Raw genomic sequence first — 15,119 nt, 5'->3', positions numbered from 1 at the left:
GATCTGGTCTGGAAAACGAATCAGTCCTCGAGCGGGATCGCCTCGATGGCGGCGTGCTCGATCGGCAGGCCGGCGCGGAAGCGGGCGAAGAAGTCCTCGAAGCCCTTCACGTCCTTCTCGTCCGGGGTTTCGGTGACCGACTCGGCGTCCGCGAACACGCGGTTGTCGAGGTAGTCGGCCAGGTCCTCGTCGGCATGCCACAGGTAGTCGGCGAGCACGGCCATGCCCCAGGCACCGCCCTCGGCGGCGGTGGCCATGACCTTGATCGGGGTGTCGAACGCGGCGGCGAGGATCTTCTGCGCCACCTTCGGGGTGGTGAAGATACCGCCGTGGCCCACGAGCGAATCGACCTGGACATGCTCGTCCTTGGTCATCACGTCCATGCCGATCTTGACCGGCGAGAACGCGCCGAACAGCTGCGCGCGCATGAAGTTGCCGAGGGTCATGCGGGCCTCGGGCTTGCGGGCGAACAGCGGGCGGCCTTCGGGCAGGCCGGCCAGGAACTCGCCGGAGCGGAACGGGTAGTTGAGCAGGCCGCCGCAGTTGGCGTCCACGTCGTCGGCGATGGCCGAGCGGAACAGCGTGCCGTACAGCGTGCCGGCGTCGACCGGGTGGCCGAGGGCTTCGGCGAACTGGCCGAACAGGTTCACCCACGCGTTCAGGTCGGAGGTGAAGTTGTTGGCGTGGCTCATGCCGGCCAGGTCGCCGGCCGGGGTGGTGACCAGGTCGACTTCCGGATGCAGGGCCTTGAGCTTGCCTTCGAGCACGACGGTGGCGAAGATCGAGGTGCCGGCGGAGACGTTGCCGGTGCGCTTGCGCACGGAGTTGGTGGCCATCATGCCGGTGCCAGCGTCGCCTTCCGGCGGGGCCAGCGTGATGCCCGGCTGCAGGGTGCCGGTCGGGTCGAGCAGCTTGGCGCCCTCCTCGGTGAGTTCGCCGGCCGGGGTGCCGGCCACGAGAGGTTCGGGCAGCAGGTCCTCGAGCTTCCACGGCTGGGCGGCCACTTCGGGCAGCGCGTTGAACTGCTGGATGAATTCGGTCTCCCAGGTGCGGGTGGTCGGGTCGATCGGGAACATGCCGGAGGCGTCGCCGACGCCGAGCACCTTCTTGCCGGTGAGCTTCCAGTGCACATAACCGGCCAGGGTGGTGAAGAACGCGACCTTGGAGATATGCTCCTCGTTGTTGAGCACGCACTGGTACAGGTGGGCGATGGACCAGCGCTCGGGGATGTTGTACTGGAACAGCTCGGAGAGCTTCTCATGCGCCTCGTGGGTGTTGGTGTTCTGCCAGGTGCGGAACGGCACGAGCAGCTCGCCGGCCTCGTCGAAGGCCAGGTAGCCGTGCATCATGGCGGAGAAGCCGATGTGACCGATGTGGGTGAGCTTCTCGCCGTAGGCGGCTTCCACGTCTCCGGCCATCTCCGCATACGCGGACTGCAGGCCCTTCCAGATCTCCTCGACGGTGTAGCTCCACAGGCCGTTCTCCAAATGGCTGGCCCAGCCGTAGTCGCCGGAGGCGATGGTGCGATATTCGTCGTCGATGAGGACGGCCTTGATTCGCGTGGAACCGAATTCGATGCCCAACGAGGTCTTGCCCGCGCGGATCTTTTCCGCGATCTCGGCGACCTGATCGGAATCATGCTGCATAGCTGCCATGGTGGTGGACTCCTTACCCTGCCCGGCCGGCCCGTACCGTCCGCTGCAATCCTTTTCCGAGAACGTTAACAACCGCCTTCATCGGCCACTGTTAGCGCTCACAATTTGTAGTTCAGATTATACGCGGCAACCCCGCTAATCTCAAGCGTCCGAGTGTCTTATTTCATCGTTGTAAAAGTAACTCTTCCGACACCGGCCCAACACCGTGAATCCGTTGTCGACACGCACCAAACACCGCCAGCAGCAGTTGCATCACAGTCCGACCAACATGCGACAACACATACTCCATCCACCCTCCCCCAGTGCCGTGTTGTCGCACGGTCGCGACAACACGCGCAACCCGTATGACAGGCATCGACCGCCGGAGAGCGTGCCGACATAAAGGCGAGTCGTCATAACGACCAACGGCCAACGACCAACAGGCAACGAACCTCGTCGTTCTCAGCGCCCGACCGGCCCCAACGAATTGCGCAGCATCACCTTCGCCGGTACCAACCCCACGCCATGCGAGGCCGCCGTGAACGTCGGCTCCGGCCCCTCGCCCAACAGATGCAGCACCTGTTTCATCGCGGCCACGCCCAACTGTTCGAAATCGGGACGCACCGTGGTCAGCGGCGGGAGCATGTTATCCATCGCGGGCATATCGTCGAAGCCCACCAAACTCACATCCTGCGGGATCCGCAACCTATGCTCGTGCAGCGCGCGCATCACGCCCACCGCCTGGCTGTCGTTCGCCGTCACCACCACGGAGGGCAAGGCGGCGCCACGGCTGCCGAAATCCTCAAGCACATGGTTCATCCGCATGTACGCCTCGGTCGATTCCCAGGACTCGCACTGCGCGACCACGCACTCCACGGAGTGTTCCGCGCACAGCTGCCGCCAGGCCGCCAGTCGCGTCCCCGCGTCGCGCCACTCCTGCGGACCCGCGAAATACAGCGCGCGGCGATGCCCGTATTCCACCACCAGCCTCATCACTTCGGCCATCGCCCCCCACTGGTCGATGCCCACCAGCGCCACCTTGCGCTGACTCGCGGGACGAATCGCGGACATGGCCGTGCGGATGTCCACCGCACCATGCGTCGACGTGATCAGCACGCACGGCTGCTGCACCGGCGCATGGCAGGCGGCCGAGAACATGGCGTCGGTGGGGGCCAGGAATATGAACGCGTCCACGTTCTGCTCGTCGAACGTGTCGCACAGCGCCTCGAAATCCTTCTGCGAACAATACGCCTCATGCACCAGCATGACGGACATGAACAGCTCGTGGGCGCGGGCCATCGTCTCGATCGAGGAGATGGCCGAGATCGGGCCGAAGAACCGCAGACCGCCGGCGATCAGGCCGATCGTGCGCGAGCGCTGAGACGCGAGCGCGCGGGCGGAGTTGCTCGGACGGTAGCCCAGACGGTCGATGGCGGCCTGCACCTTGGCGCGCGTGGCCTCCGAGACGTCCGGGGAATGGTTGATCACGCGGGAGACGGTCTGGTGGCTCACACCGGCCAGCTTGGCCACTTCGAACATCGACGGGCGTTTGCCGCCCCTGCCCTTGGCCGCCGTCATCGTGCGGCTTCCTCGGCGATCGCGTCCAACCGCGCGCGGAAGTTCGGCCAGTCGGTGCGCATGGCGGTCAGCAGCTTGCGATCGGTCACCTCGTCGATCGGCACCCATTCAATCTCCATGCTCTCGTCGTCATTGGCCCGCGGTGTGACCGTGTGGCCGGGCTTCTCGAACGCGAACACGGTGGTGTAGGCCCAGTTGCCATGGTCCTCGCGGTAGGTGCCGACCACCTCGATGTCCTCGGGGGTGATGTTCGCCTCCTCGTAGCTTTCGCGCAGCGCGCCCTCGATGGCGTTCTCGCCGTCGGCCGTGGCACCGCCCGGAATGCCCCAGGTGCCGCCCTCCGCGCTCCATAGCGCGCGATGCTGCATCACCACATGCGTCACCTTGCCGGTGGCGAGGTCGCGGCGGGCCAGCAGCACGCCGGAAGCGCCGTTGAGCCCCCAGTGCCGGCGGCCGCAGTTGCAGTCGATCCAGCCGTCGCCCGGCTGGTGCACGTTCTCCTTGGGCGGCACCGACCCGGCGGCGCTGCTGGTCACACCCTCGGATTTCGCGGCCGGCTCATGGCTGCCGCGCGCCACGTTCCACAGGTCCGTCCAGGCCACGCCCAGCTCGGCGGCCAGACGGCGCGCCAGCGGCAGGCTCAGGCCGATGATGCCATGCGGATCGCCCTCGATGCCATCGATGAACGCGCCGCCGAACCCCTCCAACGTGAAGGAGCCGGCCACCTCCAACGGTTCGCCGGTGGCGATGTAGCGTTCGATGTCATCATCGGAGTAGTCGCTGAAATGCACGATGGCGTGGCTGGCGCCGCGGGTCACGCGCCCGGTGGCGAAGTCGATCAGGCAGTGCCCGGTCCACAGCTCGCCGCTGTGGCCGCGCATGGCCTTGAGCCGCTCACGTGCCACCTCGACGCTATGGGGCTTGCCATGGCATTCGCCGTTGAACAGGAAGATCGAATCGCAGCCCAGGATCAGCGGGCCGACCGCGGCGGTGGTCAGGCCGGGGGCGACCGGCGCGGATGCCGCGTTTGCGGATCCATCGGCCGCAGCGGGGACGACGTCGCCATCCGCGGTGATGCCAAGGGATTCAGCGCCGCATGCGGGCGCATTAATCGGCTCCACGGTTATGGGCACATCCACACCGGAGAAATCGCGGGTGATGTCGGAGGCCTTGCCGCCGGTAACGCCGGACGCCAGGGACGCGGAAGCCGAGACAGCGGTCGAATCGGGTGATGAGGGACCCGAACCCGCATCGCCCTCCCCTGTGGCTTTGAGCGGATAGGCGGTCACCCGTTGGCCGGTTGCGGCGGCGGCCGTATCGGCCACGTTCCGGTAGGCCTGATGCACGGCCTGGGCCTTGGCCTCGGCCAGAATCATGACCCGCTGGTTCACACTCAGCTCATCGACCGTCACACCGGCCTGTGCGGCGGCACGTTCGAGTGCGGCCGGCTCGTCGACATGCGAGACTCGGATGGTCGGGCAGACGCCGGCCGAATTGAGCACGTTGCGACGCGGCATGGATTTCGAGGCGAGAATCAGCGGAATCGTCATACCGCCCACTGTACCGCACACGAGTGGCGGCCGCTGGTGAAGACTTCACCCGTTGTTGACCATGCCGACATTGGCCAATGCTCTGTTGCGCAGCGAACCTCTGCGCAACACTACGTGTTAAGTAGGCACTTTTATTGAAAAGTAGGCACCTTGCGCCATGCTCCACAACACAACATGCTTGCTATTCCGCGATTTCTCTCCGGCAGCATCGCGTCCCATGCGCCTACTAAACGCCCAAAGTGCCTACTAAGGTGAAAATCGGGGAATCAGCCGCGTTCGACGGTGACGCCGGCGGTGTCAATCGGCAAATGGAGCACGCGCCAGTGGCCGGAGGTCAAGTCGTCGGCGGCGATGGCGTCGATGGGGCCGCGCGCGTCACCGTAATGCAGCACGAGCACGCACGGTCCGGCGCCGGAGACGGCGGCCGCGTAGCCGTGCGAGCGGAAGCGTTCGATCAGATTCCACGAGGGTTCCATCAGCGCGGCGCGATATGGCTGATGCAGCTTGTCCTGCGTGGCCGCGTACAGCAGCGTGTTCGCCGTGGCCGCAAGCGCGCCCGGCATGGCCGGCGCCTTCCCGTCCGCGTCGACGGTGCCCCCCGAGGTGGTGGCCGCAGCCAGCGACCCGGGGTTCATGGCCGCGGGCAGCAGGCCAACGCGCGAGACGTTGTAGACGGCGTCGCGGTAGGGCAGCTGCGCGGGCAGCGCCTGCCGCGCCTTCTCGGTGGACAGCTCGTAGTCCGGTACGAACACGGCGGCGGTGATGGCCGGGTCGACCGGATAGTTGACGGTGTGGAACCCGCCGTGCAGCGGTTCGCCGCCGGGAATCGGCACGGAGCCGACGCCCTCGGCCGTGGAGAAGTCCCAGGACACGGTCAGTCCACCGAACACGGCCGGGGCCACGTTGTCGGGATGCCCCTCGATGGTGGCGGCCAGGTCGAAGATGGCGGAACGGTTGAGTTCGCCGTCCTGCGCGAAGGCGGCCGCCGCGGCGATGCCGGCCACGATGGCCTCGGCGGAGGAGCCCATGCCGCGCGCCTGCGGGATGTGGTTGTGCGCCTCGAGCGTGAACCCGAGCCGCCCCAGGCCGAAGGTGCGGCAGGCGCGGCGGAAGGTGGCGACGACCAGATGCGTCTCGTCGCGCGGCAGCGTGTCCGCGCCCTCGCCTTCGATGATCACGTGTGCTTCGGTGTCGGCCGGATCATCGCTCAGCGTGAAGATGAGCTCATCGTGGTAGTCGAGGGCCAGGCCCACCGTATCGAACCCCGACCCGAGGTTCGCGCTGGTTGCGGGCACACGAACGTGTACACGGTGTGTCACAGGATTCATGACGTGCTCCTTACGTGGACTGGGTATCGGGAGGGCCCGGTTCGGGATTCGACGGGCCGCCCCGCTTCCGCGCCGTTCGCTGGACCGTGGCGGGGCGGCCGTGCCGTGGGTTACAGCACGCGCAGGATGGAGGGCTTGCCAGTGACGAAGTCGAGTTCGCAGACCGCCTTGACGGTTTCGCGCAGCGTGACCTCGTCGGTCAGATGGGTCACCAGGCGCAGCTGCTGCAGTTCGCCCGAATACCCCGGCTCGTGCAGCGTGGGCTTCAGGTCCTGGTTCACGCCGTTGATCGACACGCCGCGCTTGGCGAACTCCTGCGCGATGGCGGCGAGTACGCCCGGCTTGTCGTGGATGACGAACCGCACGGCGAACGCGGCCTTGGACGCTTCGATCGGGGCCTTGGGCAGGTCGTTGTACAGCGTGATGGTCGGGCCGGTGCACCCTTGGGTGATGTGGCGGGCCACGGTGACCACGTCGCCGACCACGGCGGAGGCGGTGGGTGCGCCGCCGGCGCCGCGCCCGTAGAACATCAGGTCGTCGGCGGCCTCGGCCTTGACGAACACGGCGTTGAAACTGCCGTGCACGGAGGCGAGCGGATGGGTTTCGTCGATCAGGGCCGGGTAGACGCGCGCGGAGACGCCGGCTTCGCCGTTCTCCACGACGGCGAGCAGCTTGACGACCTTGTGTTCGGCGGTGGCGGCGGCGATGTCGTCCGCGGTGACCTTGGTGATGCCTTCGACGGTCACGTCGTCGATGCCCACGTTGGTGTGGAAGCCAAGCGTGGCCATGATGGCGGCCTTGTTCGCCGCGTCATGCCCCTCGATGTCGCCGGTCGGATCGGCTTCGGCGTATCCCTTGGCCTGGGCGTCACGGAGCGCCACGTCGAAGTCGAGACCCTTGGTGGTCATCTCGTCGAGGATGTAGTTGGTGGTGCCGTTGACGATGCCGAGCATGCTGGTGATCTTGTCGCCGACCAGCGATTCGCGCAACGGGTGCACGATCGGGATCGCGCCGCCGACCGCTGCCTCGAAGTAGATGTCGACGCCCTTGGCGGCGGCGGCCTGGTAGATTTCGGGCCCGTACTTGGCCAGCAACGCCTTGTTGGCGGTCACCACCGACGCGCCGGATTCGATGGCGGCCAGCACGAAGGTGCGCGCCGGTTCAAGGCCGCCGATCAGTTCGATGACGATGTCCGCGTTGGTGGCCACGGCCATGGTGTCGGAGGTCAGCAGGGACCGGTCGATCCACGGGAAGTCCACCTCGTCCGGGTCCAGGCAGGCCACGCCGACCAGTTCGATGTCGCGCCCGATGCGCTGGGAGAGCTCGTCCCGCTGTTCGACGAGCAGACGTGCGGTCTGCGATCCGACGGTGCCCGCGCCCAACAGTCCGACGCGGATGGGGGCTTCATTGTGCTGTGCCACGAGTGTCCTTCCCTTGGAGAAAATGACGGCGGTTTCCTCTGCCATCGTACGGAACGACGGCGATTTGCGCCGCCGCCGTCTCATACTTGGCGTGCTTGGCCCGCCCCGGATCGAGGGGCGGGCAGGTCGTCCATACGGTTGTTGGCTGAGCTCACGGTCACGGACTCAGCCCAGGTCGAGGGCGAGCAGGTCGTCCACGGTCTGCCGCCGCATCATCAGGTGTGCGCCGGATTCGGCCACGGCCGCGACCGCGGGGATGAGCGCCTGGTTGTAGTTGCTGGCCATCGTGCGCCCGTAGGCGCCGGTGACCGGTACGGCCAGTATGTCGCCGCGACGCAGATCGGAGGGCAGACGGCACTCGTGCACGATGATGTCGCCGGATTCGCAGTGCATGCCGACCACGCGCGCGAGCATGGTCTGCGCCGCGCCTGCGCGGTTCGCCAGACGCGCCGTGTAATCCGCGCCGTACAACGCCGGACGGATGTTGTCGCTCATGCCGCCGTCGACCGATACGTACACGCGTTCGGCGATCGGTTCGCCCGCCGCGTCGGTCGTGCCCTCGGGCAGGTGCACGGGCTTGATCGTGCCGACGCGGTACAGCGTCACGCCGGCCGGGGCCACGATCCAGCGGCCCGGCTCGAAGGAGATGACCGGCGACGGCATGCCGAACGCGCGGTTGACGGCGCTCACCGCCTCGGAGAGGCGACGCAGTTCCACGTCGATGTCCATCGAATCCTCGCCGTCGGTGTAGGCCACCGAATAGCCGCCGCCGAGATCGACCTCGGGCAGCGTGTAGGCGTCGGTGGCGTAGAAGGTCTTGCGCAGCAGCATCATGCGCTTGGCGGCCTGCACGAACGCGTCCGCGTCATGGATCTGCGAGCCGATGTGCGAGTGGATGCCGACCAGTTCCAATTCGTCGCCGTGGGCGAGGATGTCCTTGAGCACCGCCAGCGCCGGACCATCGGCCACCATCTCCATCGCGGCGGCGAGCGCGCGATCGGATTCCGGCACGTCCTCGGCCTTCAGGTCGTAGGGATAGCGCACGTCGTAGCGCAGTTCGCACTCCCCGCCTTCCGAGGGCACCACGCGCGCGTTGGCCGCGGCCGGGGTGATGTCCCCCAAATCGTCGAGCACGGCGAGCGCCGCGGCGTCGGCGCCGGCAGGCAGCAGCGGCACGCCGAATTTCTGGTCCTCGTGCGCGGTGGAGATGAACTCGTGTCCGCCCGCGTGGATGCCGGCGGTCACGCGCAGCATGACGCGGGCGCGTTTGCCGAGCCTACGGGCGATGGCGGCGATGCGGGCCGGCTCGTCCGGCGAATCGACCACGATCTTGGCGAACCCCTGTTCGATGGCGAGCGCGATCTCCTCGTCCGACTTGTTGTTGCCGTGCAGCACCAGGCGGCGTCCGGGGGCGCCGGCGGCGAGCGCTATGCGCATCTCGCCCATCGAGCAGGTGTCCACGAGCATGCCCGCGTCGGTCACGATGCGGACCACCTCCTTGGACAGGAACGCCTTGCCCGCGAAGCTCACATGCGTGGTGGTGTTGTGGAACGCGTCGGCTGCGGCCCTCACGAACCGGCGGGCTCGTGCCGCCACCTCATCGGTGTCGATCAGGTACAGCGGCGAGCCGAACTCGTCGAGCAGACTCGATGCGGTGCGCCCGTGGAACGTCAGTTCGCCGGCGGCGTCGACGGCCGTGGCCTCGGGCCAGATCGGGGTGATTGCCATAATGTCCTCCAACTCGTATCATCATGTGGGCGCATCCCCGGCGTGAACCGGTACCATCGGCCCGGTATACGTGCTGTTACGCGCCATTCGCTCCGTTATGCGCGATGCCCCGCCTCGGAACGGTGTCCGATGGCGGGGCATCATGCCGTTACATCTTCTCCGGTGCTTCGACGCCCAGCAGGTCCAGGCCGGCGGCGATCACGGTGCGCACGGCGTCGTTGAGCTTCAGTCGCGCGGCGGCGCGGGCCGGCTCCGGGCACTTGGCGATACGCAGCGCCTCGCGGGCGGCGTCGTCCTGGCGCTCCTCCGGGTCGGTCAGCGCCATCGGCACCACGCGCTCCACGTTGTACCACTTGTGGTAGGTGGCGGCCAGGTCCTCCAGATAGTGGGCCACGCGGTGCGGGGCGCGCAGGTCGCCCGCCTGGGCGAGCAGCGCCGGCCACTGGGCGAGCGCGGCGAGCACCTCGCCGTCCGCCTCGGTGTCGAGCAGCGCCAGATCCGCGCCCTCGGTGGTGATGCCGGCGTCGGCCGCGTTGCGGTCCACATTGCAGCCGCGGGCGTGCGCGTACTGCACGTAGTACACCGGGTTCTCATTGGTGTGCGAGGCCAGCAGGTCCAGGTCGATGTCGACCGGCGTGTTGTAGTCGGTGCGGGCCAGCGAGTAGCGGGCGGCGTCCACGCCGACGGCCTCCACCAGGTCGTCGATCGTGACCACGTTGCCGGCGCGCTTCGACATGCGCACGGGCTTGCCGTCCTTCATCACGTTGACCAGCTGGCCGATGAGGATCTGCATGTTCTTGCCCGGTTCGTCGCCGAACGCGGCGCACATGGCCATCATGCGGCCGATATAGCCGTGGTGGTCGGCGCCGAGCATGTAGATGGCCACGTCGGCCGGATCCTGCTCGCGGTGGCGCTTGTTGCGGTAGTAGGCGATGTCGGCGGCGAAATACGCGTAGTTGCCGTCGGACTTGACGATGACGCGGTCCTTGTCGTCGCCGTGCTTGGTGGAGGCGAACCAGGTGGCGCCGTCCTGCTCGAAGATGTCGCCGCGCTCGCGCAGGTCGGCGATCGCGCGTTCGACCTCGCCGTCCTCGTACAGGCTGTTCTCGTGGAACCACACATCGAACTTCACACGGAAGTTCTTCATCGATTCGCGGATCTCGGCGAACATCATCGGCACGGCGCGCTTGCGGAACTCCTCGCGCTGTTCGGAATCCCCCTCGCCGAGCGGGTTGCCGTCACCGTCCACACCGCCGTCGACGCGCGGCAGCTCGAGCACGTCGATGCCGTCGGCCTTCGCCTCGTCGATCACACGCTGGGCGATCTCGTCGATGTAGGCGCCCTTGTAGCCGTCGGCCGGGCACTCCTCGCCGTGGGCGGCAGCCACCAGGGACTTGGCGAAGCGGTTGATCTGCTCGCCGTGGTCGTTGAAGTAGTATTCGCGCACCACCTTGGCGCCGTTGGCCTCGAGCACGCGGGCCATCGAGTCGCCTACGGCGGCCCAGCGGGTGCCGCCGATGTGGATCGGGCCGGTCGGGTTGGCGGAGACGAACTCCAGGTTCAGCGTCTCGCCGCCCAGATGGTCGTTGCGGCCGAACGCGGCGCCTTCGGCCAGGACCTTGTCGACCACGGCCGCGGCGGAGGCGGAGTCGAGGGTGATGTTGATGAAGCCGGGGCCGGCGACCTCCACGGACTTGACGCCGTCGGCCTCCGCGAGCGCGGCCGCGAACGGCTCGGCCAGGTCGCGCGGCTTCATGCCGGCCTTCTTGGCCAGCTGCATGGCGATGTTGGACGCCCAGTCGCCGTGCGCGCGATCCTTCGGGCGCATCACGGTCAGCTTGTCAACGGGCGGGATCAGGTCGTCGGTCAGGTCGCCCGCCTTGCCTTGCGCGACAAGGTCGTGGGCGATGGTCGAAATCAGTTCACTCAGCGCTTCTGGACTCATGCTATCCAAGGATAGCGGGCGGCCTGACAGCGGAACCGCCCGTAGGCGCGGAGCGTCCACGGGCGGTTCGGGGCCGGGACCCGCAGTCGAGGCCGAACGTCACAGGGCGGCGATGGCGTCGATCTCGACGAGCGCGCCCTTGGGGATGTCGTTGCCGCCGAACGCGCAGCGGGCCGGCTTGACCGAGCCGGTGAACACCTCGGCGTAGCGGGCGTTGACCTCGGCGAAATCCCCCACGTTCTTCAGATAGATGGTGGTGCGCACCACATGGGTCATGTCGGCACCGGCGGCGGCCAGGATGTTGGCGATGTTCCTCAGCGACTGGGCCGCCTGCTCGGCAGCGGTCTCGCCGGCCAGCTCGCCGGTGGCCGGGTCGATGCCCAGCTGGCCGGACACGAACACGAAACCATTGGCCTTCACGGCCTGGCTGTATGCGCCGAGCGCGGCGGGGGCGGATGCGGTGGCGATCTCTTCGATGGCAGTCATATGACCCTCCTTACGGTATGTCGGTCGGCCCGACCGGCAAGGCCTCCGGTCGGCGGATGCGGCCACGATACCACCCCGATGCCGGAACGCGACGCCTCCGCCTCACGCTCCGGACACCACGGCGTCGGCGCGGACGCCACCCAATCGCAGACCACGATGCACATTGGACGCGGGCTGGGAGTCACGTCGCACGCCGGTGACAGATGGAGTACGGATGGAGCCAAGATGGCTCCGCCTGTCTCCAGTCCGAAACCATGCCAAACCAAACCAGCCAGCCGCAAAACACGTACACGCGCGAAACCGGCAGAGCCACCAAATCCAAAGAACCCCGGTACGCGGATGACTTGTCATCAACTCGTACCGGGGTTGCATGGTGGGCCCGATGAGGTTCGAACTCACGACCTTCTGTTCCGGAGACAGACGCTCTATCCACTGAGCTACGGACCCGTGCCCCTCTACTTTACACGTTGCCGCGACTTTGCGCGCGCCAGCAGGCGGCCACTATCCGGACACATCGTAAGATTGCCGGAATTCCGCGGCGTTTCGCACTAGACTGGGTACATGGATGATTTCGAGTATGAGCGCCGCTTCTTCTGCCGCGAAATGCCGCCCCAGCTCGACGACGGTGATGCGCCGACGCTGATCGCGCAAAGCTATTACGTCCATGCCGACAACTACGCGCTGCGCATCCGCCTGCAGACCCGCAAGGCCCGCGTCCCGATGACCCGAGACACCGATCCGCTCGACGTGCTCGAACAATGCCGCGACCTGTTCTCCCAGGCGTTCGTGACCATCAAAGGCCCCGCCGTGGGCGGCACCCGCTACGAGGCGGAGCGTGAGATCGATACGCGCGTCGCCGTCGAACTCGTCAGACGCGGCGGCGAGATCATCATCAAGAACCGCTATTCGGCCTGGATCGACGAGGACGGGTGGAACATCGACGTATTCGGCGGCTCGAACGCCCCGCTGGTCATCGCCGAGGCGGAACGCAGCGGCCCGGTCACGAATCTGGCCATTCCCTCGTTCTGCGTGACCGAAGTGACCGACCAGGCGCGATTCTCGAACGACGGATTGGCCTCCAACCCCTATGCGGCGTGGGAGGGCGAGTTCGAGCGCGAGCTGGCCGAGCACGGCCCGCAGTTCCAGCAGGTCTTCGGTCGCAACCGCATCCGCCACACGGTGCGCTGACGCCCGTTCCGCCCTCCGGGCAATGCGGCGGCCGTACATCGGCCGCCGGCAACCACATCAGCAGGGGCAGAGTCCCATCAGGGGCGCATCAGTACATCAGGGTGGCCAGGCGGCGACGGGCACGCCTGAGCCGTTCGTCGGACGGGTCGGGGATGGCGAAATATTCAAGCAGGCGCACACGCACCGGTTCGATCTGATCGCGGTGCCCGGCGGCGAGATAATCCAGCAGACGGTCGAACGCGTCCTGGATCTGCCCGCCGATCATGTCGATATCGGCCACGGCCATCTGCGCCTCCACGTCATCGGGACGCTCGGCCGCGGCGGCACGCACCTGACGCACGTCGGCGTTCGCGGAACGGGCCAGCAGCAGCGCCTTCGCACGTTCGCGGGCGGCCAACGCGTCGTTCGGATCGGCCTCCAGCACCTTGTCGTACGCGGCCGCGGCGCCGGAATAGTCCCCCTCCATCGCCAGGCGATGCGCCTCCTCGTGCGCCGGCGGCACCATCTGCTCCGGGGCCGGGGCCGCATCGGCATCCGAATCGCCCGCATACGGCGCCGTGCCCGTCACCCCGGCCTGCTGCGCCACCTGCACGATCTTCGGCATCACCTCGTCGACAATCTGCTGCATCTCCGCATCCGACGGCACCCCCTGCATCAGCGGCATCGGACGGCCGTTGATCAGGGCGAACAACGCCGGCGCGCCCTGGATGCCGAACGCCTGCGCCACCGCCGGGAACGCGGCGATGTCGATGCGGGAGAGCTGCAACTGGCCGTTCATCGCATTGACCGCGTCGCCCAGGGCCTTGGCCATCGGGAACAGACGGTCATCGGTCGGGATCCACAGCAGCAGGAGAATCGGGAACGTGGCCGAGGTCTGCACCATGGCCTGGAACGTGTTCTCCGTCGTGTCGATGACGTAGCCGCCGGCCGCCGGCGCGCCGCCGACCTGGCCCGGCTCCGCCGTGACCTGGTGCTTCAACGCCTCCAGATCCACCGCGCCCGCCAGGGATACACCCGGATTGAACTGCCGCTGCCGACCTGCCATCATGCCTCCAAACTCGAGAACGATACTGATTCACAACTTACTCCATCGAGCCGCCAACGCGAGCGCGCTTCCCCGACGGCATAGCGCCGCGCCGCGCTCCACACGCAACCGCCTGCACGCATATCCGTGCGCCATCTGCCCGAAAACGGCGGAACCCCGCACCTGGGCGGGGTTCCGGTCATGGTTGCGGCCGTTGCGGAGCAGGCGGAATCAGACCGCCTCGACCTTGATCGGCTTGCGTTCGGCGCCGACGGCCGTGATCTGCTCGCCGGAGTCCTCCGGCGGCACATACAACGCCACGATGTTCACATAGGTCACCTTCATCGTGCTGGTGGCGGTGCCATCGCCGAACAGGGCCTCCTCCTCGTCGGAGGCAGGCAGCGACTCACGCCCGTCGCCCGCGGCGCGGGTCCACTCGGAGTTGATCTGGGCCACGACCAGGTCGCCGCCGTCGCTGGAGCGCATGATCTTGATGGCGTCCGGAACCGCGGTGAACGTCTGCGACTGCGTGCCGTTGTTGCGTTCCATGCCCTCCTGCACGGTCTGGGCCACCGACGCGATGGTCTGGCGCAGCGAATCGTCCGCGAACTGGTCGGCGAACTCGCTGTTCGAGCCGTTCTGCAGCACATCCGCATACCGTTCCACCGCCTCCTGCGGGGTGGCGACCAGACCCGTGTCGTTCGGCAGACCCATCTGGGTGCCGATCTCCGGCACGGTGAACCGCGGCAGCTGCGCGCCGGGGAACAGACGGGCCACGCCCCACAGCTTGTAGTTCTGGCGCGGCGAATCCTGCGTGAACACCAGCAGACGCTGCGACTGCTGGTCCTCGGTGGTGGTGGTGATCGTGTACATCGTGCGCGGCCAGCCCGAATCGGTCGGGATGACGGTCTGCATCATATCCGTCGGGATCGTGTTGGTCTTGTCCAATCCGCCGGTGGCCTTGCCGACCGTGATCGCGCTGTTGCGCACCTCCAGCATCGGGCCGGTGACGCGGACGCCCAGGCCCTCGCCGTTCATGTCCTGCGTCGCCTTGTCCAGCGTCTCCAGCACGGCGGTACGGATCTTCTGCTCCTGTTCCGGCGTCAGATCCGGCATCTGGTCCACCTCCGCGGAGGCGGCCTGCGGCTCGGGGAGCTGCCCGTCGCACGCGCCCAGACCGAGCGTCAGGCCCACGGCCAGCGCCGCGGCGAGCATCGTCGTCATACGGGTACGCATA

At 67.3% G+C, this 15,119-nt stretch carries 11 protein-coding genes and 1 tRNA gene; 1 reads left to right on the top strand and 11 read right to left on the bottom strand.

Annotated features, from left to right (window positions below; all coding sequences use genetic code 11):
• Positions 1-20: 20 nt before the first annotated feature.
• The 9 genes from OU11_RS06350 to OU11_RS06310 form a co-directional block, all read right to left on the bottom strand.
• A complete protein-coding gene (locus OU11_RS06350; protein WP_033515359.1) occupies positions 21-1,655 on the bottom strand; it encodes a xylulokinase in 1,635 nt (544 codons plus the stop codon).
• A 441-nt stretch (positions 1,656-2,096) separates the two neighbouring features.
• Complete coding sequence (locus OU11_RS06345) at positions 2,097-3,173, bottom strand: LacI family DNA-binding transcriptional regulator (protein WP_152597105.1); 1,077 nt, start codon at positions 3,171-3,173, stop codon at positions 2,097-2,099.
• Positions 3,174-3,208: 35 nt separating this feature from the next.
• Positions 3,209-4,762, bottom strand: a complete 1,554-nt coding sequence (locus OU11_RS06340; RefSeq protein ID WP_033515355.1) for a Maf family protein — start codon at positions 4,760-4,762, stop codon at positions 3,209-3,211.
• A 266-nt stretch (positions 4,763-5,028) separates the two neighbouring features.
• Positions 5,029-6,090 (bottom strand): homoserine kinase, encoded by a 1,062-nt coding sequence (thrB, locus tag OU11_RS06335; RefSeq protein WP_033515353.1) that lies wholly within the window; start codon positions 6,088-6,090, stop codon positions 5,029-5,031.
• 110 nt (positions 6,091-6,200) lie between these two features.
• On the bottom strand, positions 6,201-7,511 hold the full coding sequence (locus OU11_RS06330) for a homoserine dehydrogenase (protein WP_033515351.1): 1,311 nt from the start codon (positions 7,509-7,511) through the stop codon (positions 6,201-6,203).
• Positions 7,512-7,676: 165 nt separating this feature from the next.
• On the bottom strand, positions 7,677-9,239 hold the full coding sequence (locus tag OU11_RS06325) for a diaminopimelate decarboxylase family protein (protein ID WP_033515349.1): 1,563 nt from the start codon (positions 9,237-9,239) through the stop codon (positions 7,677-7,679).
• A gap of 148 nt (positions 9,240-9,387) precedes the next feature.
• Positions 9,388-11,184: an arginine--tRNA ligase gene (gene argS / locus OU11_RS06320; RefSeq protein WP_033515347.1), complete on the bottom strand. Its 1,797-nt coding sequence runs from the start codon at positions 11,182-11,184 to the stop codon at positions 9,388-9,390.
• Positions 11,185-11,283: 99 nt separating this feature from the next.
• Positions 11,284-11,670, bottom strand: a complete 387-nt coding sequence (locus OU11_RS06315; protein WP_033515345.1) for a Rid family detoxifying hydrolase — start codon at positions 11,668-11,670, stop codon at positions 11,284-11,286.
• Positions 11,671-12,041: 371 nt separating this feature from the next.
• Positions 12,042-12,117: transfer RNA gene (locus OU11_RS06310), tRNA-Arg, on the bottom strand.
• A 114-nt stretch (positions 12,118-12,231) separates the two neighbouring features.
• Between OU11_RS06310 and OU11_RS06305 the strand changes: the two genes are divergently transcribed.
• Positions 12,232-12,858, top strand: coding sequence for a CYTH domain-containing protein (locus OU11_RS06305; RefSeq protein WP_033515343.1), 627 nt, complete (start codon positions 12,232-12,234; stop codon positions 12,856-12,858).
• Between the two features lie 88 nt (positions 12,859-12,946).
• On the opposite strand, the gene OU11_RS06300 is transcribed toward OU11_RS06305, so the two are convergent.
• Positions 12,947-13,903 carry a tetratricopeptide repeat protein gene (locus OU11_RS06300; protein ID WP_033515423.1) on the bottom strand — a complete coding sequence of 319 codons (957 nt, stop codon included), beginning with the start codon at positions 13,901-13,903 and terminating at the stop codon, positions 12,947-12,949.
• Between the two features lie 210 nt (positions 13,904-14,113).
• The gene (locus OU11_RS06295) at positions 14,114-15,118 is read right to left on the bottom strand and encodes a DUF8094 domain-containing protein (protein WP_033515341.1); all 1,005 of its coding nucleotides are present in this window, start codon (positions 15,116-15,118) and stop codon (positions 14,114-14,116) included.
• Position 15,119: the final 1 nt, after the last annotated feature.

It is taken from the genome of Bifidobacterium pullorum DSM 20433 (assembly GCF_000771405.1).
Taxonomy (GTDB): Bacteria; Actinomycetota; Actinomycetes; order Actinomycetales; family Bifidobacteriaceae; genus Bifidobacterium; species Bifidobacterium pullorum.
This window is presented reverse-complemented; position numbering and strand designations above follow the sequence as displayed.